Source organism: Kribbella sp. NPDC020701 (genome assembly GCF_055562215.1).
In genome coordinates, this window is sequence record NZ_JBVHFT010000013.1 from 246000 (window position 1) to 270413 (window position 24414).

Consider the following 24414-nt stretch of genomic DNA (forward strand, 5'->3'; position numbering starts at 1 on the left):
CACGGCCGACAGTTGCGGAGTCCCGGGGTCGGGCGGTTGAACAGGTTGTCGGGGCCTTGGACAGGAACCGGGGACCTGTGACGGGGACCCGGGGCCTTGAACAGGTTATTGCTTGTTCACGGCCACCGGTGACTCTCCGAACCCACCACGGCCGACAGTTGCGGAGTCCCGGGGTCGGGCGGTTGAACAGGTTGTCGAGGCCTTGGACAGGGACCGGGGACCTCGGGGGAGATGTGGGTCGTCGAGGCGGGGGTGTGGGGGCCTTGGACAGGTTATTGCTTGTTCATGGGCAGCGGTTGTTGTTCAAGGTCACCTCAGTCGACGGGGGTGGAGGTGGGGATCTGGCGGTCGAACGGGGCTTTGGCGGCCGCGGCCAGGTGCGGCCTGAGCTCTTCTTCGGTTGCCTTGGACAACGTCGGCGTACCCACGGCGGTCCGCAGGATGCCGATCCCGGGCAGCCAGGGCCCGAACACCGACTGGTGCAGCAGCTTCGCCGGTAGCTCCTCCACCGACCCGTCCGGCAGTACGACGGGAGCCGTCGAGTCGGCCATCGCCTCGGTGAACAGGGCGGACTTGGAACCGATGTAGCGGAACACCAGCGCCGGATCCACGCCGACGTCGCCAGCCACGTCGCGCACGCTCGTTCCGTCGTACCCGTCCCGGGCGAGCCGGAGTCGCGAACACTCCAGCAGCCGAGCGCGGGTGACCGTGATCGGCAGCACGCCGGCGCGGGGTGAGCAGTTCTTGCGCGATGCCGCCGTACTGCCTGGAGAGGCGGGACGGACTTACTGCCGCCGTACCCGAAGGGAGGGACGAACCACCTCCCGCAGCCGCTGCGGACGGTCGCGCGGATCTCGGCGGGGTTCTCACCCCGCGATTGATCTGAGTTGGGTGTCGATCTGGTGGTGGGGCGATCGACGTGAGAGTAAGGATCGACCGACACGACGAGGAGCGGGTGCGATGCGCTACATGATCATCAACAAGGCGGACGCCGACAGCGAGGCAGGCAAGTTCCCGGCGCCGGAGGTGGCCGAGGGCGTCGGCAAGGTCGTCGAGGATCTGGCGAAAGCCGGTGTCCTGCTGTTCGCGGAGGGCGTGCACCGCAGCTCGCTGGGCGCTCGGGTGAAGGTCGAGGACGGCAGGCGCACGGTCACCGACGGCCCGTTCGCCGAGACCAAGGAGCTGATCGGCGGCGTGATCGTCGTCGAGGTCCGCTACCGCGACGAGGCCGTCGAGTGGGCCGCCCGCCTGGCCGAGGCCCTCGGCAACGAGGTCGAGGTCCGCCGAGTAGTCGAGGAAGCCGACTTCGACCCGAACTCCGACCTCTACCTGGGCTGACCTTGCCCCCTCGGCTGGAGGGTTGCCCCGGTCAGATTCTCAGTGGGCAACCCTCCAGCTCGGGGGCTGCCCACTGAGTTGGAGGGTTGTGCCACGACGGGGCTTGCCCGCTGAGTTGGAGGGTTGTGCCACGACGGGGGCTGCCTACTGAGTTGGGGGGTTGTGCGCGAGGGGGGCTGCCCACTGAGTTGGAGGGTTGTGCCACGAGGGGGGCGGCCCACTGAGTTGGGGGTTGTGCGCGCGGCTGCGGGAGGTGGGGTGGGTTGATGTTGGGGCGGGGGTGTTGTTCTATCGGCGGGTGACAGTTACGGAGGCGGCGGGGGCGGTCGACGCGGTCTGGCGGATCGAGTCGGCCCGGATCATCGCGGGTGTCGCCCGGATCGTGCGGGACGTGGGGCTGGCCGAGGAGCTGGCTCAGGACGCGCTGGTGGCGGCGTTGGAGCAGTGGCCGGAGTCCGGCGTACCGAACAACCCGGGCGCCTGGCTGATGGCGATCGCCAAGCGGCGCGCGATCGACCTGATCCGGCGTAAGGAGACCTACCAGCGCAAGCTCGCCGAGATGGGTCACGAGCTGGAGATCGACGGTGAGAGCGTCGAGGACGACGTGGAGGCGATCCTCGAGGACCACATCGAGGACGACCTGCTCCGGCTGGTGTTCACCGCCTGCCACCCGGTACTCACGATGGACGCGCGGGTCACGCTGACACTGCGGCTGCTCGGCGGCCTGAAGACCGATGAGATCGCGCGGGCGTTCCTCGCCCCGGAGGCGACGATCGCGCAGCGGATCGTCCGGGCCAAGCGCAACCTCGCGAAGGCGAACGTGCAGTTCGAGGTGCCGGCCGGGGACGAGTTGCTCGAGCGGCTGTCGTCCGTACTCGAGGTTGTCTACCTGATCTACAACGAGGGGTACTCCGCGACCGCCGGGGACGACTGGATGCGTCCGGCGCTCTGCAACGAGGCGATGCGCCTCGGCCGGCTGCTCGCGGAGCTCATGCCCGACGAACCCGAGGTCCTCGGCCTGCTCGCCCTGATGGAGTTGCAATCGTCGCGCGCGAACGCACGCATCGGCCCCGAAGGCGAACCGGTCCTCCTCCTCGAGCAGAACCGCCGCCGCTGGGATCGCCTGCTGATCAGCCGCGGCCTGGAAGGCCTCGACCGCGCGTGGACCCTGGAGAAACCGCCCGGCCCGTATCTGCTGCAAGCCGCGATCGCCGCCTGTCACGCCCGCGCCGCCGACGCCGAGGACACGGATTGGGCCCGCATTGCCGGGCTGTACGCCATCCTCGCGCAGGTCACGCCGTCACCGGTCGTCGAGCTGAACCAGGCGGTCGCGATCTCGATGGCGTTCGGCCCGCAGCGCGGTCTGGACGCCGTCGACGCCCTCGCCGACGATCCATCCCTGAAGGACTACCACCTGCTCCCGAGTGTTCGCGGCGACCTCCTCTTCAAACTCGGCCGCCTCGACGAGGCCAGGATCGAGTTCGAGAAGGCTGCCACCCTCACCCGCAACGAACGCGAGCGCACTCTGCTGCTGGAGCGCGCGGCCGCCTGCTGACGCACCTTGTTCCCGCTGATCTTCCAGACAACGGCACAGACGCCGAGCGCGGCCGCCGTGTCCCGTACCCGGCCACGGCGACGCTACGCAACCACCCCGGTACAAAGAGAACCGCCCAGTGATCTGCGTCACACGCGGTCGATCGTGGGTGCCGTCGTACGACGCCGTGGGTGAGAGCTCAATTCAGGAGGAAGATCATGGAGAAGGTCATTTCGGCGGACGGCACCGCCATTGCGTACGACCGGCTTGGCGAAGGGCCTGCGGTGGTCCTCGTTTGTGGCGGCTCGGTGGACCGGATGTCCAACGCCCCGCTGGCTGCGCTGCTGGCGCAGGACTACACCGTCTACAACTACGACCGTCGTGGCCGCGGCGACTCCGGCGACGGCGCCGAGTACGCGATCGAGCGCGAGTTCGAGGACCTGGACGCGATCTTTGCGGCGGTCGGCGGCGCGGCCCATCTGTACGGGACGTCGTCCGGTGCCGCACTCGCCCTGCTGGCGTCCGCGGCCGGTCGCCCGGTGACCAAGCTTGCGCTCTGGGAACCGCCGTACATCCTCGATGGCACCCGGAAGCGGCCGCCGGCCGACACCGCGTCGATCTACCGCGCGTTCGTCGCCGAGGGCCGCCGGGACCAGGCGGCCGAGTACTTCATGGCCGAGGTGGTCGGGCTGCCGGCCGACTTCGTCGCGATGGCGAAGGAGTCGCCGTGGTGGCCGGCGCAGGAGGCGATCGCGCACACGCTCGCGTACGACGCGACCGTGATGGGCGACTACTCGATCCCGGCCGCGACCGGATCGGTGACCGTGCCGACCCGCGTGTTCACCGGCGGCGCGTCGGAGGAGTGGATGAAGCTCGGCAACCAGGCCGTGGTGGACGCGATCCCGAACGCCACCGCCCGCGTTGTCCCCGACCAGCAGCACAATGTGGACCCGGCAGCTTTGGCGCCGTTCGTGAAGGAGTTCTTCGGATGAACACAGTGGTTTCCAAGGACGGTACGACGATCGCGTACGACACGCGTGGCGACGGGCCCGCGGTGGTCCTGGTCGACGGCGCTCTGTGCGGGCGAGCCCAAGGACCCATGCCCGACCTTGCCGAGACCCTCGCGTCGAGCTTCACCGTCTACAACTACGACCGGCGCGGCCGGGGTGGTTCCGGCGACACGGACGCCTATGAGGTGGATCGCGAGATCGAGGATCTGGCCGCCGTGATCGAGGCCGCGGGCGGTTCGGCGTACGTCTATGGCTCGTCGTCGGGTGCGGCGCTGGCGCTGCGGGCCGCGGCGGTGGGGGTGCCGATCGAGAAGGTGGTCGCGTTCGAGCCGCCGTTCGTGGTGGACGACAGCCGTACGCCGATTCCGGCGACCTGGGTCGAGGACCTCGAGGCCCGCGGTCCGGCGGATGCGGTGAAGTACTTCATGACGAAGGTGATCGGCCTGCCCGGTCCGGTCGTCGCGATGATGAGGCTGATGCCGGCCTGGAAGCACCTGAAGGCGATGGCCCCGACGCTGCCGTACGACGCCCGGGTGGTCGGCGGCAATGTGGCCGGCAAGCCGCTGGACGCATCCCAGTGGGCGGCGATCGAGATCCCGGTACTGGTGGTCAACGGCGGCAAGAGCCCGGCCTGGATGAAGACCTCGGTCCGCGCGCTCGCCGGCGCCGTACCGGGTGCGGAGCACCGCGAGGTCCCCGGTCAGAACCACCTGATCAAGGCGACCGCGATCGCCCCGGTCCTGACCGGGTTCTTCACGAGCTGAGCACGCGGGGTCCGGCCAACCGATGGCTCGCCGGACCCCGGAACGCTGTCAGGCCCCGGCGATCAGACCGGAAGCGCCGCGGGCCGCGTCGAAGCGAGCCTGCGCGTCGGCCCAGTTCACCACGTTCCACCAGGCCTTCACGTAGTCCGGCTTCACGTTCTTGTACTGCAGGTAGAACGCGTGCTCCCACATGTCCAGCATCACGATCGGGATCTGGCCGGCCGGCAGGTTGCCCTGCTGGTCGTACAGCTGGTGCACGAGCAGCTGGCCGGCGAGCGCGTCCCAGCCGAGGATCGCCCAGCCGGAGCCCTGGATCGTGGTGGCACTGGCGGTGAAGTTGGCCTGGAAGCCGTCGAACGAGCCGAAGTACTCGTCGATCGCGGCACCCAGCTCGCCGTCGGGCTTGTCGCCGCCGTCCGGGGACAGGTTCTTCCAGAAGATCGAGTGGTTCACGTGCCCGCCGAGGTTGAAGGCGAGCGTCTTCTCCAGCCCGACGATCGAGCCGAAGTCACCCTTGTCGCGGGCCTCGGCCAGCTTGTCCAGGGTGTCGTTCAGACCCTTCACGTAGGTCGCATGGTGCTTGTCGTGGTGCAGCTCCATGATCTCACCGGCGATGCTCGGCGCCAGCGCGCTGTAGTCGTAGGGGAGGTCGGGAAGCGTGTACGTGGTCAACTCTGCTCCTTCGTCGGGGCCCGGACCGGGCCGATATCTCCGATGTCCTGTGTCAGCGGCACCAGCTTGAAACTTCAACCACGGTTGAGGTCAAGACGCCACGCTGTGGAACGGGCCAGGCGGCACCTCCGACCGGTGCCCGATGCGACCGCTTTGACACAGGCGCACGCACCGGACACCCCCAGCTTCACATACTCCTCCGCACGACCCACGGGGGAGTCTCACCTCGCGGTGAGGACCGCCCGGAGTGCGGCGGCGAACGGCTCTGGTTGGTCGGCGAAGCCGGTGTGGTCGCCGGGGAACCGGGTGGGGTTGATGCCGAGGCGCTTCGCCAGGGCGGTCGAGGTTCGGTCGCAGAGTTGACCGGTCGACTCCTCGCCGATGCCGACGACGATTCGTACGCCGCTGTCGCGCAGGGTGCCCACGTCCGGGAGCCAGCTGACCGACTCCCGCAGCTCGCGGGCGAACCAGAACCGCTCGTCGGCGACCTGCTGCGGATCCCGCTCGCCGCCGAACATCGCCTCGATCACGCCGTCCGGCACCTGGATGTTCGCGATCGCGAAGAACTGCTTCCAGGCGCCGATCACGTCTCCGGCCAGGTAGTCGGCCATCATCCGCTCGGACGCCGCGAGCAGCTCGTCGCCGTCCTCGACCAGCCGGTCCAGCGGCGGCTCGTGAGCGATCACCGTGCTCACCAGCTCCGGATGAGCCTGCGCCAACGCCAGCACGGTGACCGCTCCGCCGCTCGACCCGAGCGCAATCGCGGGACCCGCGTCGACGTGCCGGATCAGCCGGGCCAGGTCGTCGGCCCGCTGCCCGGGTGTCGACGTACCACCGTCGCGTAGCTTGCTCCGCTTCACGCCCCGCGGGTCCGTGGTCAGCACCGTGTAGTCGCCCGCCAGCAAGTCGGCCAGGGGCGCGAACGAGTCCGCATTCATCGGTGCACCGACCAGGACCACCAACGGCCCGGCCCCGCGCACTTCGTAGTACAACTCCGCCTCAGGAACCACCAATGTCTTGTTCATACCCCCTCCACGAACGACCGAAGGCTGGATGGACAGGCGGGGGCTAATAGACTTTGCGCTCTGAACGCCCCTCCGGAAGATCGCTCGAGGTTTGTTGTGCTCACCATGCAGGATGCGCTGCTCGCGCTGACGAAGTACTGGACCGACCGGGGCTGCATGGTCGTGCAGCCGTTCAACACCGAGGTCGGGGCCGGGACGCTGAACCCGGCGACCATCCTGCGGGTGCTCGGTCCCGAGCCGTGGCGGGTCGCGTACGTCGAGCCGAGTGTCCGGCCCGACGACAGCCGTTACGGCGAGAACCCGAACCGGCTGCAGACGCACACCCAGTTCCAGGTGGTGCTCAAGCCGGACCCGGGCAACCCGCAGGAGCTGTTCCTGTCCAGCCTCGAGGCCCTCGGCGTCGACATCCACGCCCACGACGTCCGGTTCGTCGAGGACAACTGGGCCAACCCGGCGACCGGGTCCTGGGGCCTGGGCTGGGAGGTCTGGCTGGACGGCCTGGAGATCACCCAGTTCACCTACTTCCAGCAGGCCGGCGGCATGACGCTGGACCCGGTGTCGGTGGAGATCACCTACGGCATCGAGCGGATCATGATGGCGCTGCAGGGCGTCTCGCACTTCAAGGACATCGCCTACGCCCCGGGGATCTCGTACGGCGAGGCGTTCGGCCAGGCCGAGTACGAGATGAGCCGGTACTACCTGGACGACGCCGACGTCGAGAGTCAGAAGCGCCTGTTCGAGGAGTACGCGAACGAGGCCCGCCGGATGATCGACGACCGCCTCCCGGTGCCCGCGCACATCATGGTGCTGCGCTGCTCGCACGCGTTCAACGTGCTCGACGCCCGCGGCGCCGTGAGTACGACGGAACGCGCCAAGGCCTTCGGCCGGATGCGGACCCTGGCCCGCGAGGTCTCGCGCCTGTGGGCCGAGCGCCGGACCGAGCTCGAGCACCCGCTGGGCATCGCCGAGCTGCCCGCGGCGGCGCCCGAGCCGACCGAGTTCCCGGCGGTCAGCGGGACCCGGCAGCTGACCTTCGAGATCGGCACCGAGGAGATGCCGCCGTCCGAGGTCACCAAGACGGCCGCCGCGGTGCAGACCGCCCTCACCGAGAAGCTGGCCGCGACGCGCCTCGCACACGGTGACATCACGACGTACGCGACGCCGCGCCGGGTGGTCGCGTTCGTCGCCGGCGTGCAGGCCGGCGAGCCGGACGCCGAGCGCGTGGTGCGCGGCCCGCGGAAGTCGGCCGCGTACGACGGCGACGGCAACGTGACGAAGGCCGCCGCCGGGTTCGCCCGCGGTCAGGGTGTCGACGTCAGCGAGCTGCACGACCTGGACGTCGACGGTGTCGAGTACGTCGCGGTGACCAAACCGGACCCGGGTCGCGGGGCCGCCGAGGTGCTGAGCGGCGTACTGAGCGAGATCGTCACCGGGCTGCGGTCGGACAAGAACATGCGCTGGAACGACGCCAAGCTGTCGTTCACCCGGCCGATCCGCTGGCTGGTCGCGCTGCTCGGCGACCAGGTCGTCCCGGTGTCGGTGTCGAGCCTGGCCTCCGGTCGTACGACGCGCGTCCACCGGACGGCAGCGCAGCCGCAGGTCGAGATCGCCGCCGCCGAGGGGTACCTGGACCTGCTCCGGATCCACGGCATCGAGGCCGACCCGGCCAAGCGGCGGGCGCAGATCGTCGAGGCCGCGCAGCGACTGGCCACCGAGGCCGGCGGCACGATCGACGTCGACGGCGAGGCCGCACTGATCGACCAGATCGTGAACCTGGTCGAGGAGCCGACCGCGATCCTCGGCAGCTTCGAGGCCGGCTACCTGGACCTGCCGGGCGAGATCCTCACCACCGTCATGCGCAAGCACCAGCGCTACCTGCCGGTGCGTGACACCGACGGCAAGCTGCAGCCGCATTTCGTTGCCGTGGCCAACGGTTCGGTCGAGGAGGACGTGGTCCGCGGCGGTAACGAGGCGGTGCTGCGGGCACGCTACGAGGACGCGGCGTTCTTCTGGCGGGCCGACCTGGAGACCTCGCTCGAGGACATGAAGAGCGAGCTGGACAAGCTGGCCTTCGAGGAGCGGCTCGGCTCGATGGCGGACCGGGCCGGCCGGATCGGCCGGATCGCGGTCAGCCTGGCGTCGAAGGTCGAGCTCAGTGACGACGAGCTGACCACGCTGACGAGGGCGGCGGAGCTGGCCAAGTTCGACCTCGGGTCGCAGATGGTGGTCGAGCTGACCAGTCTGGCCGGCACGATGGCCCGCGAGTACGCGCGCCGGGCCGGTGAGACGGAGGCGGTCGCGCAGGCGCTGTTCGACATGGAGCTGCCGCGGTCCGCCGGTGACCCGGTCCCGTCGACGACGCCGGGCGCGCTGCTCGCGCTGGCGGATCGGTTCGACCTGCTGGCCGGGCTGTTCGGCATCGGCGCGAAGCCGACCGGTAGTTCCGACCCGTTCGCGTTGCGTCGCGCGGCCGCCGGTGTGGTGGCGATCCTGCGTGAGCACCCGGAGCTGCGGGCGATCACCCTCGACACCGGTCTGCAGGCCGCCGCGGCGGAGATCGGCGCGCAGGGCATCGACGTACCAGCGGACTCGCTCGACGAGGTCGCCGAGTTCACCGTCCGGCGCTACGAGCAGCAGCTGATCGACCGGGGTGACGACCACCTCCAGGTCGCCGCGGTGTTGCCGCTGGCAACGGCTCCGGCGGTCGCGGACGAGACGCTGAAGTCGCTGCAGGAGCTGGTCGGCAACCCCGACTTCGCCGAGCTGGTCGCGGTCCTGCAGCGGGTACGCCGGATCGTCCCGGAGGGGACCGAGCCGTCGTACGACGCGAGCAAGCTGACCGAGCCTGCCGAGGTCGTCCTGCACGAGGCCGTCCAGAAGGTCGGTCAGGCTCCGACCGCGCTGGCCGACTTCGTCAGTGCCGCGTCGGTCCTGGTCGAGCCGGTCACGATGTTCTTCGACGAGATCCTGGTGATGGCCGAGGACCCGGACCTGCGGGCTGCCCGGCTCGGCCTGCTGGCCACGATCAGCGGACTGGCTGCCCCGGTCCTGGACTGGCAGGCACTCGGGACGAGCCTTACGCCGGCAGAGTGAGCAGTCCGGCGAGGCGTTCGCCGATCAGCCGGTAGCCATCGGGCCCTGGATGCACATCATCCGCGTACAGGGCCCGAGCTTCGTCCTCGCTGAGGATCGTGCGACCGTCGATCAGCTGCACAGCCGGGTCGGTCCGGGCGCCCAGCTCCACACACGCCCGTACGTCGTCCAGCGTGAGGCCGACCGCGTTCGGTTTGCCTTCGCGGTTCGGCGCGAGCAGGGGGGTGATCACGACGATCGGGGTCTTGGGATGGCCCGCGCGGACCGTGGAGACGAAGGCCTCGATCTGGCCGGGAAGCGTACGACCGCTGAAGGTCCCGTTGCCGTGGATGTTGACGCCGAGACACAACGAGATCAACCGGGCCGGGAGGTCCCGGATGGTGCGGGCCGCGACCGGATCGAGGTGGCACTCGCCGGCGAACCCGAGGGACACACAGGTCCACCCGTGCTGCCGCGCGACCAGTGCCGGCCAGGTCTCCGACGGGCCGTACGCGCCACCGGCTTGGGTGATCGAGCTGCCGTAGGTGATCCACCGTGGCCCGGCCGGCGCGACCGGCTCGGCAGCACCGTCGAAGGTCAGCTCCCGGATCCCGATCATCCCGGCCTGCGGTAGCCAGATCTCGACCTCGACCGGACGGCCCGGCAGGTCGACGGTCAGCCGTTGCTCACCCTCCAGCACCACACAGCGCTGGTGCAGTTCGCCGTCGACCAGGACGTCGACCGGCGCGATCTTGCTGTAGATGCCGAGCGCTGCCCGGATCTCCAGTCCGACCGAGGTGGCCGCCGTACGCCAGGCTCCGCGCACGCCGGCGGGCGTCGCGGCGCGGTCCCACAGTCGGTGACCCTCGCGGTCCGAATAGCCGGTCCAGTCGGCCAGGTGGAGATCCTGGCCGCGCGGATCGAGCCGCCAGAACGTCGTCCAGCCGTCCGCATCGACCTCCTGGTGCTGGAAGCCGGTCCACAAGGCGTCGCTCATGATCGCCCTCCTCTGATGCCCCGGAGTGAGCGGGCGACGGGTTGTGCGGCGGCGGACGTGAGGCGGGCGACCGCGCGCGCACCGAGACTGGCGTCGACGTGGGCGAGCATGACCGCGGCGGCGGTGTCGGCGTCCCCGGCCGCGATCGCCTCGACCAGCGCCCGGTGTTCGGTGTGGGTGCGGTCCAGGTCCTCCTCGGTCCGGCCGTTCTCGAGAGCAAGCCTGCGGTACCGGTCGGCTTTGTCCCACAGTCCGTCCAGGGTCTGGACGAGCATCTGGTTGTGCGAGGCCGAGTAGATCGCCACGTGGAACCGCCGATGGGTGAGCAGCTCGGCCGTCCCGGGGTCGGTCCGCAGCGGCAGCAGCTCGGCGGCCGTCGACCGGATCTCCGCGAGATCCTCCCGGGTACGCCGTTCCGCCGCGAGGCCGGCCGCCAATGGGTCGAGCGACCGGCGGATCTCGATCAGGTCCCGGGCCTCCTCGGCGGTCAGCCGGGTGACGCGCGCGTCGCGGTGCGCGTCCAGCTCGACGAGTCCTTCGGTCATCAGCCGGCGCAGGGCCTCACGCAGCGGGGTCGTGCTGATCCCGAGCTCTCGGGCCAGCGTCGCCTGCGCGATGACGGCTCCGGGCACGAGGTCGCCGCGCAGGACCTGCTCACGCACCAGTTCGTAGGCGCTCTCGGCCTTGGTCACAGGATCCTCCGCACAGTTATAACAACCGATCGCCCGAGAATACCTTGAGATCATGCCTTGAGACGATATCTGGCCATCTCTTGACGTGAGTCGTTATAACGACTCACACTCCTTGGCATGGCTGATGACTATCGACTGGGCGTACTGGACGGCGACGGCATCGGGCCCGAGATCGTGCCCGCCACGGTTCAGGTGCTCGACGCGGCGCTGGCCGCGACCGGCGCGGCGTCCGTCGAGTGGGTGCCGCTTCCGGTGGGCGCCTCGGCGATCGAGACCCACGGCAGTGCGCTTCCCGACGTCACGGTCGAGACGCTGGACAAGCTCGACGGCTGGCTGCTCGGTCCGCACGACAGCGCGTCGTACCCGGAAGAGCATCGGGCCCAGCTCAACCCGAGCGGGTTCCTGCGCAAGCACTTCGACCTGTTCGCGAACATCCGGCCGGCGAAGGCCTTCGAAGGGACGCCGGCGATGGTCCCAGGGCTCGACCTGGTCGTGGTGCGGGAGAACACCGAGGGCTTCTACGCCGATCGCAGTACCTACCGCGGCACCGGCGAGTTCATGCCGACCAAGGACGTGGCGATCGCGATGGGGATCTTCACCCGTCCGGCGATCGAGCGCGTCGCCCGGCAGGCGTTCGAGCTGGCGCTCGGCCGCCGCCGGCACCTGACGATCGTGCACAAGGCCAACGTGCTGCGGACCACGACCGGCTTCTTCCTGGAGATCTGCCGCGAGATCGCCGCCGACTATCCCGGCGTCGAGGTCGACGACTTCCACATCGACGCGATGACCGTCCACCTGGTCCGGCACGGTGCGGACTTCGACGTCCTGGTGACCGAGAACATGTTCGGCGACATCCTGTCCGACCTGACCGGCGAACTGGCCGGCTCGCTCGGCATCGCGCCGTCGATCAACGCCTCGCACGACCGGGCGATGGCCCAGGCCGCTCACGGCTCGGCGCCGGACATCGCCGGCCGGGGCCTGGCCAACCCGACCGCGATGATCTCCTCCGGCGCGATGCTGCTCGACTGGCTCGGCCTGCAACCGGCCGCCGCCCTGGTCGATCGCGGTCTGCGCGCAACGGTGGCCCAAGGCGTGCGTACGGCGGACCTCGGCGGAACGGCCGGTACGGCGGAGTTCACCGCGGCCGTCGTCGAGTCGATCAACGGCCTGACATGAGCCGTCTCCAGTCGCTGCAGGGGATCGCCCCCGATCACCTGCCCCGGACTCTGCGGATCCTGCTGGAGAACGCGCTCCGGCACGGCACGGCGAGCGACGTACTGCGGAACTGGGAGCCCGGCGCGGTCGGTGAGCTGGAGGTGTACCCGTCCAGGGTGTTCCTGCACGACACGAACGGCGTACCGGTGCTGGCGGACCTGGCCGCGATGCGGGACGCCATGGTTGCGCGCGGCAAGGATCCGGGGCTGGTCGATCCGGTCATCCCGGCCGAGCTGGTCGTCGATCACTCGGTGATCGCGGACGTGTTCGGCCGGCCGGACGCGCTGCGGTTGAACGTGGTCCGCGAGTACGAGCGCAACGCCGAGCGGTACCGCTTCCTGCGCTGGGGACAGCAGACGTTCCGCCAGTTGAAGGTCGTGCCGCCCGGATCCGGGATCATGCATCAGATCAACCTCGAGAATCTGGCCCGGGTGGTCGAGGAGCGCGACGGGTGGGTGTTCCCGGATCTCTGCCTGGGCACGGATTCGCACACCACGATGGTCAACGGACTGGGCGTGCTCGGCTGGGGGATCGGGGGGATCGAGGCCGAGGCGGCCATGCTCGGGCAGTCGGTGTCGATGCTGCTGCCACCGGTGGTCGGTGTCCGGCTGACCGGCGCACTGCCCGTCGGGACGACCGCGACCGACCTGGTCCTCACCATCACCGAGACCCTCCGTACGCACGGAGTGGTCGGCAAGCTGGTCGAGTTCACCGGACCCGCGCTGGCCGACCTGCCCGTCCCCGACCGCGCGACGATCGCCAACATGAGCCCCGAGTTCGGCTCGACCGCTGCCTACTTCCCGATCGACCCGCGCACCCTCGACTACCTCCGCTTCACCGGCCGCCCACCCGAGAAGGTCGCTCTGGTCGAGTCCTACGCGCGAACCCAGGGCCTGTGGCATGACCCGTCGGTAGAGCTGACGTACGACGAGTACGTCGACATCGACCTGGCCACCGTGGTCCCCTCGATCGCGGGACCCCGTCGACCGCAGCAGCGCGTGTCGTTGGCCGCCGCGAAACCGGCGGCCGACGCCGAGCTTCCCTCAGGACCTCGGACAACCGACAGCCCGGGACATGGCGCGGTCGTCGTCGCGGCGATCACCTCCTGCACCAACACGTCGAACCCCGCGGTGATGGTCGCCGCCGGCCTGCTGGCGAAGAACGCCGTCGAGCGCGGCCTGGTCAGCAAGCCGTGGGTGAAGACCACGTTGTCGCCGGGATCGCGGGTGGTGATGGACTACCTCGGCGCCGCCGGGCTCACGCCGTACCTGGAGAAGCTCGGCTTCTACCTGGCCGGGTTCGGCTGCATGACCTGTATCGGGGCGTCCGGTGCGCTGATCGACGACGTCGCCGAGGCCGTTCGCTCAGCGGACCTGACCGTCGCGGCTGTGCTGTCGGGCAACCGGAACTTCGAAGGCCGGATCCAGTCCGACGTCAAGCTGAACTACCTGGCGTCGCCGCCACTGGTGATCGCCTACGCCCTCGCTGGCCGGATCGACATCGACCTGCTCACCGAGCCGCTCAACTCCACCGGCGACCCGGTCTACCTCGCCGATCTCTGGCCGCATCCGGCCGACATCGACGCGGTGATCAGCCAGACGCTGAAGCCGGAACTCTTCGAGCACGCGTACGACGACCTGTTCGCGGGCGACGACCGCTGGCAGCAGCTCGACGCACCCGACGGTGAGACGTTCGCCTGGGGCGACTCGACGTACCTGCAGCAGCCGCAGTTCCTGTCGAAGCCACCCAGTGACCTGATCGGTGCGCGGGCCCTGCTGCGGCTCGGCGACTCGATCACGACCGACCACATCTCACCCGCGGGCGCGATCCCACCGGACAGCGTGGCCGGCAAGTACCTGATCGACCGAGGGGTCGACCGCCGCGACCTGAACACCTATGCGTCCCGCCGGGGCAACCACCTGGTGATGATGCGTGGTGCCTTCGGCAACGTCCGGCTGCGGAACGAGCTTGCCCACGGCATCGAAGGTCCGGTCACCCGCGGACCCGACGGCGCGATCACCTCGATCTACGACGCGGCCGAGGCCTACCGGGCGGCCGGCGTACCGATCGTCGTGGTGGCGGGTAAGGAGTACGGCACCGGTTCGTCGCGGGACTGGGCGGCCAAGGGTCCGGCATTGCTCGGTGTGCGTGCAGTACTCGCGCAGTCGTACGAACGCATCCATCGGTCCAACCTGGTCGGCCTCGGCATCCTGCCGCTGGAGTTCCAGCCCGGAGAAGGCGAGGACCTCACCGGCGAGGAGCCGATCGACATCGAGTTGGGCGACGACGGCTTCGCCACAGCGCGCTCCGCGGGGAAGACCTACCGGCTGCGGATCCGCCTCGACACCCCCCGCGAACACGACTACTACCGGCATGGCGGTGTGCTGCCGTACGTGCTGCACCGCCTCAGCGAAGGGCAGACTCAGTGATCGCCTCGATCAACCCCGCCACCGGCGAGGAACTCGCCACCTTCGACCCTTATGACTCCGATCGCGTCGGCCACCTGGTCACGGCCGCAGTGGTTGCCCAGAGCAACTGGCGGTGGTCGGAGGTCCGGCAGCGCGCCGAGCTGCTGCAGTCCCTGGCTGCGACGCTCCGGGACCGCAAGGCAGAGCTCGCCGCGCTGATCACGAGCGAGATGGGCAAGCCGCTGGCCGAGGCGGCCGCCGAGATCGAGAAGTGCGCGGTCACCTGCGAGTACTACGCGACCAACGCCGAGGGATTCCTCGCCGCGGAACACGTCACGGCGCAGGGCCGGATCGAGGTCGAGCCGCTGGGTGTCGTGCTCGCGGTGATGCCGTGGAACTACCCGTTCTGGCAGTTCTTCCGGTTCGCCGCGCCGGCGCTGGCCGCCGGCAACGGCGGGATCCTGAAGCACGCCAACTCCGTCCCGCGCTGTGCGCTGGCGATCGAGTCTGTGCTGCGCGAGGCCGGAGTGCCGGACGGTCTGGTCGGCGTGGTCCTGGTCGAGAGCGACCAGGTGGCCGGACTGATCGCGGACGACCGGATCGCGGCAGTGACCTTCACGGGATCGACCGAGGTCGGCCGGATCATCGGGGAGCAGGCCGGGCGGGCGCTGAAGAAGCAGGTGCTCGAGCTCGGTGGCTCGGACCCGTTCGTTGTCCTCGCCGATGCCGATCTGGAGGCTGCCGCGACCACCGCGGTGACCGCGCGCTTCCTCAACACCGGCCAGAGCTGCGTCAATGCCAAGCGGTTCATCGTCGAGGAATCCGTTGCCGACGAGTTCGTCACCCGGTTCACCGCGGCGGTCGACCGGTTGGTCCTCGGTGATCCGGTCGACGCCGGCACCACGATCGGGCCGCTGGCCCGGGCCGGTCTCCGTGACACCCTGCACGATCAAGTACGCCGTACCGTCGACGCCGGCGCGACGCTCGTGCGCGGCGGCGAGGTGGCCGACCGGGCCGGCTTCTACTACCAGCCGACCGTGCTCGACCACGTCGTACCCGGGATGGCGGCCTTCGACGAGGAGACGTTCGGGCCGGTCGCGGCGATCACCCGGGTGCGCGACGCCGACGAGGCGCTCCGACTCGCCAACCAGACCGAGTTCGGGCTGGCTGCCTCGCTGTGGACCACGCAGGATCGAGCTCCCGAGCTGATCCGGCGCCTGGATGCCGGCGCGGTGTTCGTGAACGCGATGGTGGCCTCGGATCCGCGGCTGCCGTTCGGCGGGATCAAGCAGTCCGGCTACGGGCGTGAGCTCGGTGTGTATGGCATGCGCGAGTTCATGAACCTCAAGACCGTGCACTCGGCCGACCCGGCGCCCCGGCTGGTGATCCGGCCGGACGAGGTCGAGGTCTTCGACCGTGGCAGCGGCGTACGGACGATTCCGTACGTCGGTGCGTGGAACAACGAGTCGAACAAGATCACCACCGGTACGACGGTCTTCGCGCCCGGCACGCAGATCCCGCTGCACTCGCACAACGTGGAGGAGTCGGTGCTGATCTTCTCCGGCCGGGCGACCGCGGTGATCGACGGGGAGCGGGTCGACCTCGAGGCCGGGGACGCGACCTGGGTGCCGGCCGGGGTGCCGCACCAGTTCATCAACCGCGGCGACGGCGAGCTGACCATCTACTGGGTCTACGGCGGCCGCGCGGTGACCCGGACGATGACGGCCACGGGGGTGACGGTGGCCCACCTGTCGGCCGCGGACCGCGGAGCTGTTGGCGCGTCAGCAAAGTAACCAATATACTGATGTAACAGGTGATGCAATTGAACTAAGGTTACGCTCACCTCAGTCGGAAGGAAGTAGTCAGATGACCGCGGAAGTTGCGGAGCAGTCCGAGATCCACCACTCCCACCGAGACGTCACCGGCGGCTGGCTGCGACCGGCCACCTTCGGCGTGATGGACGGCCTGGTGTCGAACTTCGCCCTCGTCGCCGGTGTGGTTGGCGGCGGTGCGACCGGCAAGGTCGTGATCATGACCGGTTTGGCCGGCCTGGTGGCAGGTGCCTGCTCGATGGCGTCGGGCGAGTTCACCTCGGTCTCGTCGCAGACCGAGCTGATGAAGGCCGAGATCGAGGTCGAGCGGCGCGAGCTGCGGATTCACCCCGAGGAAGAAGAGCGCGAGCTCGCGATGATGTACGAGGCGAAGGGCCTGCGCCCGGAGCTGGCCGCCCAGGTCGCGCGTGAGCTGACCGTGAACGCGGACGTCGCGCTCGACGTGCACGTGCGCGAGGAGCTCGGCGTCGACCCCAACGACCTTCCGTCGCCGTGGCTGGCGGCCGGCTCGTCGTTCGCCGCCTTCGCGATCGGTGCGCTGGTTCCCCTGATCCCGTTCCTCTTCGGCGCCGCGAGTGTGCTGCCGGCGCTGGTGCTGAGCGCGCTCGGCCTGGTCATCACCGGCGGGATCGTCGGCAAGATCACCGCCCGCCCGTTCTGGTACGGCGGTGGCCGCCAACTGCTCCTCGGTGGTCTGTCGGCCGCGGTCACGTTCGCGATCGGCCTGGCAGTGGGGACCGGGTTGTCATGAACCTTCTGGTCACGACCCTGGTGAAGCAGGTGCCGAAGGGTGACCACAGTGGACGTCTCGACGCTGACGGACGGCTCGATCGGGCCGGCGCGGTCGCCGAGATGAACCCGTGGTGCCGCCGGGCCGTGGCTCAGGCCGTCCGGCTGGCGGGGGAGACGGGTGGTCGCAGTACGGCGATCACCATGGGACCGCCCGCGGCTGTCGACGTACTGCGCGAAGCCCTCGCGTGGGGTGTCGACGACGCTCTTCACCTGACGGATGCCGCGCTGGCCGGATCGGACTGTCTCGTCACCGCGCGCGCCCTCGCGTCCACGATCGCGCTGATGGACGACCCGCCGGACCTGATCCTGGTCGGCGCCAGTTCCGTCGACGGCAGTACGGGCGCGGTCGGCGCGATGCTGGCCGAACTCCTCGGCCTGCCCTTCACCGGCCCGGTGTTGTCGCTCGAACCAGAGGCCGGCGACACCCGCCTGCGAACTACCGTCCAGCACGACACCGGCACCGAGTCTGTGGTCGTCGACCTGCCCGCAGTCGTGGCCGTAGCCGAACGCTCGTGCCCGCCGTGCAAGGTGCCGATCGAGTCCTGGCCGCCTGCCGACGGTGTGCGTCGCGTGACCACAGCCGACCTCGCGGCCGGCCAATGGGGTCTACCCGGGAGCCCGACCAAGGTCGCCCAGGTCCACCCCGCACCCCTGACCAGGGACCCGATCATCTTCCGCGGCCGCCCCCAAACCCAAGCGACCCGAGCCATCGCCGAGCTCCTCGCCCGCGGTTGCTTCGAGCCGCCCGCAGTTCAGTCGGCCGAGGCGGTGCCCACCCCGCCGGCTACCGGCCCCGAGGTCGTCGCCCTGATCGGTCCAGGGCCGGTGGCAGGCATCCATGCCCTGTTGGGAGCCGCCGCCACGCTCGCGACCGAGATCGGCGGCACGGTCACCGCAGTAAGAACAGTCAACAGCGATGACGACCTCGCGCGCTGGGGAGCCGACCGCATCGTGACGCTCAGCGGCGACGAGCCGCGGCCGACCGCGGCTGCGCTCGCCACCTGGGTGGCCGAACGCTCGCCGTGGGCTGTCCTCGGAGCAGCCTTGCCCTGGGACCGCGAAGTTCTTGCGCGCCTGGCGGTGGCATCCGGTGCCGGTCTGATGTCCGACCTGGTCAGCCTCAGTGTGAGACCGGGTACGACGCCACGCCTGGCCGGACTGAAGCCGTCCGGCGGCGGCACTCTCGCAGAGATCATCAGTCACGGCTCTCCCCAGATCGCGACCTTGCGGACCGGCCTGCTCCCACTCCGCACACCACGGGACGACCGGTCGCTCGACGAGGACGTGCTGTCCGTGGCCGCGGATACCGCGATCAGCCGGGCGGAACGCCGTACCGGCAACGAAGGTGATGCGCTGGACCGGGCCGAGGTAGTGATCGGCGTCGGTCGTGGGGTGCCGCCGGAGAAGTATGCCGAACTGGAGCCGATGCGCGTCCTCCTCGGAGCCGAGCTGGCCGCTACCCGCAAGGTGACGGACGAGGGCTGGCTGCCGCACGGCCGGCAGATCGGCATCACTGGTCGCAGCGTCGCACCGCGGATGTACTTCGCGGTCGGGCTGTCCGGCAACCTGAACCACCTGGCCGGCGCGAGCCGGGCCGGGACCGTGCTGGCGATCAACACCGACCCGGCGGCCGAGGTCTTCGCGCACTGCGATGTCGGCCTCGTCGCGGACTGGCAGGAGGTGATGCCGTACCTCGTCGATGGGCTGCGCAGTCGTGTCAGCGGATAACCTGTCCGCCATGGCGACCCGACGGACCAAGACCAAGACCCAGGAGAGCTGGCTGCTGCTCATCTACAAGGTGCCCAGCGAGTCCTCCCGGGCCCGGGTGGCGGTGTGGCGGGAGCTCAAGCGCCTCGGCGGGTTCTACGTGCAGCAGGCCGTGTGCGTGCTACCGGATCGCGCGGAGTTGCGCGCCGGCATGGAGAAGGTGCGGGAGCGGGTCACCGAGCTCGGTGGCTCCAGCGTCTTCCTCACGCTGACCGATGTCGACGACGACGCCCGGGAGCAGTTCGTGGAGGGCTTCCGCGGCCAGTCCGCGAAGGAGTACGCCGAGATCGTCGAGGAGTGCGACACCAAGTTCGTCAAGGAGATCGAGTTCGAGCGGTTCCGGGAGAACTACACCTTCGAGGAGGCCGAGGAGATCCGCCAGGACCTGGAGAAGCTCCGCCGCTGGCTCGCCAAGGTGGAGGACCGGGACTGGATGGATGCCGATGGCAAGGACCTGGCCCGGACCAAGGTGGCCGACTGTGAACGGCTGCTGGAGGAGTTCGAGGCGGACGTCTACGAACGCACCGAGGGCACGGTCTGACAGCTGGGCCGGGCGCTCCGGGTGTCAGTGGCCGGCCTAGGCGCTCTCGGTCCGGGTGGCGCGATTGCGGCGGCGCTTCGCGGCCGGCAGGTTCAGTGCCATCTCGTCGGCGCGGGAGAAGCCCATCAGCTCTTCCCGCAACTGGTTCATCCGGTCGGTCGTCTCCAGCGAGCGGTCCTGGTTCCGCGCCGCCACCGCGATCACCAGAGCCTCGAGCAGGATCAGCACGGTCGCCTGGCTGGTGAACGTCCCCGGACGGCTCGTCGGGGCCGACAGCACCGCGTCGACCTGGTCGCGCAGAGCCTCGCCGAGAGTGTCGGTGATCAGCACCGCGCGGGCGCCGACCTCGGCGCAGAGGTCGAGGATGACGCGGGTCTCCACGATGATCCGGTTGTGGGCGATCACGATCACCACGTCCTCCGGACCGAGCATCAGCAGCCGGTCGGCCAGTTGGTAGCCGGTGCTGGACGCGGTGCGGGCCCGGCGTCCGATCCGGTTCAGGTGGGTCGCGGTGTACGACGAGATCCCGTCCAGGCCGGCGAAGCCGCAGATGACCGTCTCCCGGGCCTGGTCGATCAGCTCGACCGCGTGCTCGAAGGCCTGGGGGTCGATGGACCGTTCGGCCTGCTGGAGCCGCTCGATGTGATCGCGCAGGGTCGCGGTGAGGATGCCCTCGGCGCCGTCCTCGAACGACGCGAGGCTGTTGCTGAGCCGGTTCGCCGGGCTGAGCAGCGCCTGCAGCTCACCCTGTAGCGAACGCTTCAGACCCGGCAGGCCGTCGAAGCCCAGTGCCTTGGCGGTGCGGACCACGCTGGCGTCGCTGGTGCCGGTGGCCTTGCCGAGCTCCTCGGCGGAGGAGAACGCGGCCTCCTGGGGATGCGCCGACAGGTACTCGGCGATCTTCCGCTCGGTCGCGGTCAGCGAGTCGATCCGGCTCGCCACCCGCTCCGGCAGGGTGGGTGCCTTGGTCTTGGTCACGTCGGCTCCTCCGGCTCGCAGTCGTACCTACCAGTACGCAGATCATGTCATCCGGTCCGCTTTGTCACCGCCAGGTAAACGATGCCGCGACCCGTTGACAGGGATTGTAGCAATCACTACCGTCATACGAATATTCGTAGTGAACACAACGAACGGTGCGAGTCCAGTATCCGTCCACTCCCTGGAGCGACTTCCGTGTCCCAGCTTCCGACCATCGAGATCTCCGGCGCCGACGCCCGCGATCGCGGCCGCCAGTACGGCGAGGCCGCGCGGGAACTGATCGAGCGCTCACTGGCGTTCTACGCCGAGTCCGTGCCCCGCGCCACCGGACTGGCCTGGACGGAGGTGCTGGAGCGCGCGCCGCACTGGGTTCCCGTGATCGAGCCGCACGCCCCCGAACTGCTGGACGAGGTCCGCGGCATCGCGGAGGGATCCGGTCGTACCTTCGCCGAGATCCTCGCGCTGAATAGCCGCGGCGAGCTGACCCGGGGCAACCCGTTCGCCGACGACGACGCCGAATCCGGTCCGGCCGGACAGCGTGACGACGGTTGCACCTCGTTCGCGCTGCTGCCGCAGAGCAACCCGCTCGGCCACGTCTGGTCCGGACAGAACTGGGACCTGTGGGCCGGGGTGGCCGACACCATCGTCCTGCTGCGGGTCTCCCAGCCGGGCAAGCCGACGGTGATCGGCCACGTCGAGGCGGGCCAGCTCGCCCGGCACGGCGCGAACTCGGCGGGTCTGTCCCTGAACGCGAACGGACTGGGCGCCGGCTTCGGCCGCGGACTCGCCGTCCCCGGCACGTTCGTACGCCGGATGGTCCTGGAGAGCTGGGATATGTACGACGCCCTGCAAGTCGTCTTCGGAGCCCGCCAGAACCTGTCGAGCAACCTGCTTCTCACCCACCGCGACGGTTTCGCCATCGACGTCGAGACCACGCCCGGACGGCACGGCTGGATGTACCCGACCGACGGACTGCTGGTCCACGGCAATCACTTCCAGGCGTTCGTCCCGCCCCAGATCAACGACACCTACCGGCCGTTCTCGGTGGATTCGCTCTACCGGGTGCCGCGCGTCGAGGAGGGCCTGCGTCAGGTCCGCCGCGACGGCACCACCGAGAAGGCGGTCGAGACCATCGTGCAGACCACGATGAGCGACCACTTCAGTCATCCCAACGCCGTCTGCCAGCACGTCGATCCGCGCCGGCACGAGCTCAACCGCTACGCCACGATCGTGTCCAGCCTGGTCGATCTGACCACTGGCATCTATCGGCTGACTCCCGGCCTGCCCTGCAGCAACAGCTACCAGCAGGCGCCCTGGAACCTCTACGACGGCCCCGGTCTTTCCGACCGCCCGGACGTCGACGACCCGGCGCTGTCCCTCGCCGTGGCCGGCTGAATCCCACCCCTGCAAGGCATTGTCGACATCAGGAGCGAATGCCATGTCCCACCGAATCTCGAGGTTGCGGCGTATCGCCGTCGCCGTTACCCTGACCGCCGCCGCGGTCGCCCTGTCCGGCTGCGGCGGCTCCGCCTCCTCGCCCTCCACCGGTGCGGCTCCGAACGCCGACCGTGCGGCCGCCGCCCAAGGCGTCAGCCCGGACGTCAACCTGGACCAGTGCGGTAAAGACAGCCGCACGGTCAAGCACGACCTCGGCACCACCACGGTCACCGGCACCCCGACCAGGGTGGTGGCGCTGGAGTACTCGTTCGTCGACGCGCTCGTCGCGGTCGGGATGTCGCCGGTCGGTGTGGCCGACGACGACCAGCCGAAGCGGATCATTCCGGCGCTGCGCGACAAGGTCGGCGAGTACAAGTCGGTCGGCCTGCGGGCGACGCCGAACATCCAGGTGATCACCGCACTCAAGCCGGACCTGATCGTGGCCGACAGCGGCCGGCACAAGGCGATCTACGCGCAGCTGTCGAAGATCGCGCCGACGATCGCGTACCCGAGCCTGAACGGCAACTACCAGCAAGTGCTGGACAGCGAGATGTCCACCGCCATCGCGCTGAACAAGTGCGACCAGATGAAGACCCGGCTGGCCGAGCACGCCACGATGATGGCCGATCTGAAAGCCAAGGCACCCGCTGACGAGAACCGCAAGGCGCTCTTCGTCCGTGCGTCGGAGAAGGGCTTCACCGGGTTCCCGCCGAAGGCCTACACGCCGGGCGTCCTGTCCGCCATCGGCATCAACTCGGCGCTGCCGGACAGCTCGAGCGACGCCTCGGTCTCGCTCACCCTCGAGACGCTCGTCGCCACCAAGCCGGACGTGATGTTCATTGCCCCCAACGAGGGTCCGACCCTGCGGGACCAGTGGCAGAAGAGTCCGTTGTGGAAAGAGGTTCCGGCCGTGAAGAACAACGCGAGCTACGACGTCGACCCGAACGAATGGTCCCGGTCGCGCGGCCTGATCGCCTCCGAGGTGGTCGCCCAGGAAGCCGTCAAGCTGCTCTACGGGAAGTGACATGACAGTGCTTTTGGCCTCGCCTCCGGCTCGGCGGGTCATGGGGCTTTACTCCCGGCCTTCCCTCGTCGCTCCAGTCGCTTCGCTCCCTGCGCTCCTCAGTCCAGGCCGGGAGGCCCCATGACCCTGTCCGTGGGCACTGCGCCCAAACCTACTGAGGACGCGGCCCACAAGCGTCCGAAGATCGTCACCAACAAGCAGCGCGTCACCTGGGTGTCGCTGGTGCTGCTGGTGCTGGTCGTCGCGGGGATCGTGTGGGGCCTGTCGATCGGCAGTCAGCACATCTCGTTGTCGCGGCTGCCCGGTGCGATCTTCAAGGCGGACGAGCCGGATGAGTTGATCCTGCAGTCCATCCGGATGCCGCGGGTGGTGCTGGCGCTCTGCGTCGGCGCCGCCCTGGCGGTAGCCGGCGCACTGATGCAGGCCGTCGCGGCCAACCCGCTGGCGGCACCGGAGATCATGGGTGTCAACGCCGGCGCGGTGTTTGTCGTCGTACTCGCGATCACGATCGTGCCGTCGCTGTCGGGTGCGCCGACGATCCTGCTGTCGTTCGGCGGCGCGGCCGCGGCGGGTGTCTCGGTAATGCTGCTGGCGGGTTCTGGGCGAGGCCGGGTCAGTCCGGTGCGACTGGCGCTGGCCGGTGTGACCGCGAGCAGCCTGCTGATCTCGCTGACCCAGGTGCTGATCATCTTCGACGAGAACTCCACCGACAGCGTGTTGTTCTGGCTGGTCGGCGGTGTGAACTTCGCCGGCTGGCAGGACGTGCGCAACCTGCTGCCCTGGTTGGTGCTGGGTCTCCTCGGTGCGTTCGCGATGGCGCGCCCGCTGAACCTGCTGGCGCTGGGTGACGACATGGCTCGCGGTCTCGGCCAGAACGTCGAGCGGACGCGGATGCTGGGTTCGGCGCTGGTGATCGTGCTGTGCGGTGCGGCGGTGTCGGTGGCCGGTCCGGTCGCCTTCATCGGCCTGATCGTGCCGCACATCATGCGGCGCGTGGTCGGTTCCAGCTACACAGTGTTGTTGCCGTTGTGTGCGGTGGGCGGCGGTGTGCTGGTGCTGTACGCCGACATCGTGTCGCGCTACGTCAAGCCGCCGTTCGAAGTCCCCGCCGGTGTGGTCACGGCCCTGATCGGTGCACCGATCTTCGTCTACCTGGCTCGTCGACAGAAGGTGACCTCATGACCAGCACGACGATCGTCGCGCAGCACGTACGGCGTACGTCGCTGGCCAAACGGCATCCCGCCGTACTGATGGGATCGCTCGGTGTCCTGGCGCTTGTACTGAGCGTATACAGCCTGAAAATCGGGGCGACCGAG

The 24414-nt window shown here is 69.3% G+C and carries 20 protein-coding genes; 14 read left to right on the forward strand and 6 right to left on the reverse strand.

Annotated features, from left to right (window positions below):
* Nucleotides 1-314: 314 nt before the first annotated feature.
* Complete coding sequence (locus ACZ3HV_RS29440; RefSeq protein ID WP_465688774.1) at nt 315-722, reverse strand: TetR/AcrR family transcriptional regulator; 408 nt, start codon at nt 720-722, stop codon at nt 315-317.
* A 238-nt stretch (nt 723-960) separates the two neighbouring features.
* Here ACZ3HV_RS29440 and ACZ3HV_RS29445 point away from each other — a divergent pair, with 238 nt between their 5' ends.
* The 4 genes from ACZ3HV_RS29445 (at nt 961) to ACZ3HV_RS29460 (ending at nt 4646) form a co-directional block, all read left to right on the forward strand.
* Nucleotides 961-1338, forward strand: coding sequence for a YciI family protein (locus tag ACZ3HV_RS29445; RefSeq protein ID WP_465688776.1), 378 nt, complete (start codon nt 961-963; stop codon nt 1336-1338).
* Between the two features lie 298 nt (nt 1339-1636).
* Entirely contained in the window at nt 1637-2893 is a 1257-nt protein-coding gene (locus ACZ3HV_RS29450) for an RNA polymerase sigma factor (protein ID WP_465688778.1), read from the forward strand.
* 197 nt (nt 2894-3090) lie between these two features.
* Entirely contained in the window at nt 3091-3864 is a 774-nt protein-coding gene (locus tag ACZ3HV_RS29455; protein WP_465688780.1) for an alpha/beta fold hydrolase, read from the forward strand.
* On the forward strand, nt 3861-4646 hold the full coding sequence (locus tag ACZ3HV_RS29460) for an alpha/beta fold hydrolase (protein ID WP_465688782.1): 786 nt from the start codon (nt 3861-3863) through the stop codon (nt 4644-4646). Before ACZ3HV_RS29455 ends, ACZ3HV_RS29460 begins: the two co-directional genes overlap by 4 nt.
* 48 nt (nt 4647-4694) lie before the next feature.
* Here ACZ3HV_RS29460 and ACZ3HV_RS29465 read toward each other — a convergent pair whose 3' ends face one another.
* On the reverse strand, nt 4695-5318 hold the full coding sequence (locus ACZ3HV_RS29465) for a superoxide dismutase (RefSeq protein WP_465688784.1): 624 nt from the start codon (nt 5316-5318) through the stop codon (nt 4695-4697).
* Between the two features lie 221 nt (nt 5319-5539).
* The gene (locus tag ACZ3HV_RS29470) at nt 5540-6343 is read right to left on the reverse strand and encodes an alpha/beta fold hydrolase (protein WP_465688785.1); all 804 of its coding nucleotides are present in this window, start codon (nt 6341-6343) and stop codon (nt 5540-5542) included.
* A 105-nt stretch (nt 6344-6448) separates the two neighbouring features.
* Between ACZ3HV_RS29470 and ACZ3HV_RS29475 the strand changes: the two genes are divergently transcribed.
* Nucleotides 6449-9436 (forward strand): glycine--tRNA ligase, encoded by a 2988-nt coding sequence (locus ACZ3HV_RS29475; protein WP_465688819.1) that lies wholly within the window; start codon nt 6449-6451, stop codon nt 9434-9436.
* Here the strand turns inward: ACZ3HV_RS29475 and ACZ3HV_RS29480 are convergent.
* Together ACZ3HV_RS29480 and ACZ3HV_RS29485 are read right to left on the reverse strand one after the other, a co-directional pair.
* Nucleotides 9420-10412 (reverse strand): GDSL-type esterase/lipase family protein, encoded by a 993-nt coding sequence (locus tag ACZ3HV_RS29480; protein ID WP_465688786.1) that lies wholly within the window; start codon nt 10410-10412, stop codon nt 9420-9422. The genes ACZ3HV_RS29475 and ACZ3HV_RS29480 overlap by 17 nt on opposite strands.
* Nucleotides 10409-11104: a GntR family transcriptional regulator gene (locus tag ACZ3HV_RS29485; protein WP_465688788.1), complete on the reverse strand. Its 696-nt coding sequence runs from the start codon at nt 11102-11104 to the stop codon at nt 10409-10411. Before ACZ3HV_RS29485 ends, ACZ3HV_RS29480 begins: the two co-directional genes overlap by 4 nt.
* Nucleotides 11105-11221: 117 nt before the next feature.
* Here ACZ3HV_RS29485 and ACZ3HV_RS29490 point away from each other — a divergent pair, with 117 nt between their 5' ends.
* From ACZ3HV_RS29490 to ACZ3HV_RS29515, 6 genes are all read left to right on the forward strand, one after another.
* Nucleotides 11222-12280: an isocitrate/isopropylmalate dehydrogenase family protein gene (locus ACZ3HV_RS29490; RefSeq protein ID WP_465688790.1), complete on the forward strand. Its 1059-nt coding sequence runs from the start codon at nt 11222-11224 to the stop codon at nt 12278-12280.
* On the forward strand, nt 12277-14748 hold the full coding sequence (gene acnA, locus ACZ3HV_RS29495) for an aconitate hydratase AcnA (protein ID WP_465688792.1): 2472 nt from the start codon (nt 12277-12279) through the stop codon (nt 14746-14748). The genes ACZ3HV_RS29490 and acnA overlap by 4 nt, the downstream gene beginning before the upstream one ends.
* Entirely contained in the window at nt 14745-16520 is a 1776-nt protein-coding gene (locus ACZ3HV_RS29500; RefSeq protein ID WP_465688794.1) for an aldehyde dehydrogenase family protein, read from the forward strand. The genes acnA and ACZ3HV_RS29500 overlap by 4 nt, the downstream gene beginning before the upstream one ends.
* 73 nt (nt 16521-16593) lie before the next feature.
* A complete protein-coding gene (locus ACZ3HV_RS29505; protein WP_360373168.1) occupies nt 16594-17310 on the forward strand; it encodes a VIT1/CCC1 transporter family protein in 717 nt (238 codons plus the stop codon).
* The gene (locus ACZ3HV_RS29510; protein ID WP_465688796.1) at nt 17307-19079 is read left to right on the forward strand and encodes an FAD-binding protein; all 1773 of its coding nucleotides are present in this window, start codon (nt 17307-17309) and stop codon (nt 19077-19079) included. The genes ACZ3HV_RS29505 and ACZ3HV_RS29510 overlap by 4 nt, the downstream gene beginning before the upstream one ends.
* A 10-nt stretch (nt 19080-19089) precedes the next feature.
* A complete protein-coding gene (locus ACZ3HV_RS29515; RefSeq protein WP_465688798.1) occupies nt 19090-19659 on the forward strand; it encodes a Chromate resistance protein ChrB in 570 nt (189 codons plus the stop codon).
* Between the two features lie 36 nt (nt 19660-19695).
* On the opposite strand, the gene ACZ3HV_RS29520 is transcribed toward ACZ3HV_RS29515, so the two are convergent.
* Complete coding sequence (locus ACZ3HV_RS29520) at nt 19696-20637, reverse strand: MurR/RpiR family transcriptional regulator (RefSeq protein WP_465688800.1); 942 nt, start codon at nt 20635-20637, stop codon at nt 19696-19698.
* Between the two features lie 195 nt (nt 20638-20832).
* Between ACZ3HV_RS29520 and ACZ3HV_RS29525 the strand changes: the two genes are divergently transcribed.
* The 3 genes from ACZ3HV_RS29525 (at nt 20833) to ACZ3HV_RS29535 (ending at nt 24280) form a co-directional block, all read left to right on the forward strand.
* Nucleotides 20833-22032 carry a C45 family peptidase gene (locus ACZ3HV_RS29525; protein ID WP_360373180.1) on the forward strand — a complete coding sequence of 400 codons (1200 nt, stop codon included), beginning with the start codon at nt 20833-20835 and terminating at the stop codon, nt 22030-22032.
* A gap of 43 nt (nt 22033-22075) precedes the next feature.
* Entirely contained in the window at nt 22076-23098 is a 1023-nt protein-coding gene (locus tag ACZ3HV_RS29530; protein WP_465688803.1) for an ABC transporter substrate-binding protein, read from the forward strand.
* Nucleotides 23099-23218: 120 nt separating this feature from the next.
* Complete coding sequence (locus ACZ3HV_RS29535) at nt 23219-24280, forward strand: FecCD family ABC transporter permease (protein WP_465688805.1); 1062 nt, start codon at nt 23219-23221, stop codon at nt 24278-24280.
* Nucleotides 24281-24414: the final 134 nt, after the last annotated feature.

Excerpts from the sequence above, each read along its gene's own strand:
- ACZ3HV_RS29445 (WP_465688776.1), top strand. The coding sequence starts at position 961 with ATGCGCTACATGATCATCAACAAGGCGGACGCCGACAGCGAGGCAGGC.
- ACZ3HV_RS29455 (WP_465688780.1), top strand. The coding sequence starts at position 3,091 with ATGGAGAAGGTCATTTCGGCGGACGGCACCGCCATTGCGTACGACCGG.
- ACZ3HV_RS29460 (WP_465688782.1), top strand. The coding sequence starts at position 3,861 with ATGAACACAGTGGTTTCCAAGGACGGTACGACGATCGCGTACGACACG.
- ACZ3HV_RS29470 (WP_465688785.1), bottom strand. The coding sequence starts at position 6,343 with ATGAACAAGACATTGGTGGTTCCTGAGGCGGAGTTGTACTACGAAGTG.
- ACZ3HV_RS29475 (WP_465688819.1), top strand. The coding sequence starts at position 6,449 with ATGCAGGATGCGCTGCTCGCGCTGACGAAGTACTGGACCGACCGGGGC.
- ACZ3HV_RS29480 (WP_465688786.1), bottom strand. The coding sequence starts at position 10,412 with ATGAGCGACGCCTTGTGGACCGGCTTCCAGCACCAGGAGGTCGATGCG.
- ACZ3HV_RS29490 (WP_465688790.1), top strand. The coding sequence starts at position 11,222 with ATGGCTGATGACTATCGACTGGGCGTACTGGACGGCGACGGCATCGGG.
- acnA (WP_465688792.1), top strand. The coding sequence starts at position 12,277 with ATGAGCCGTCTCCAGTCGCTGCAGGGGATCGCCCCCGATCACCTGCCC.
- ACZ3HV_RS29505 (WP_360373168.1), top strand. The coding sequence starts at position 16,594 with ATGACCGCGGAAGTTGCGGAGCAGTCCGAGATCCACCACTCCCACCGA.
- ACZ3HV_RS29510 (WP_465688796.1), top strand. The coding sequence starts at position 17,307 with ATGAACCTTCTGGTCACGACCCTGGTGAAGCAGGTGCCGAAGGGTGAC.
- ACZ3HV_RS29515 (WP_465688798.1), top strand. The coding sequence starts at position 19,090 with ATGGCGACCCGACGGACCAAGACCAAGACCCAGGAGAGCTGGCTGCTG.
- ACZ3HV_RS29530 (WP_465688803.1), top strand. The coding sequence starts at position 22,076 with ATGTCCCACCGAATCTCGAGGTTGCGGCGTATCGCCGTCGCCGTTACC.
- ACZ3HV_RS29535 (WP_465688805.1), top strand. The coding sequence starts at position 23,219 with ATGACCCTGTCCGTGGGCACTGCGCCCAAACCTACTGAGGACGCGGCC.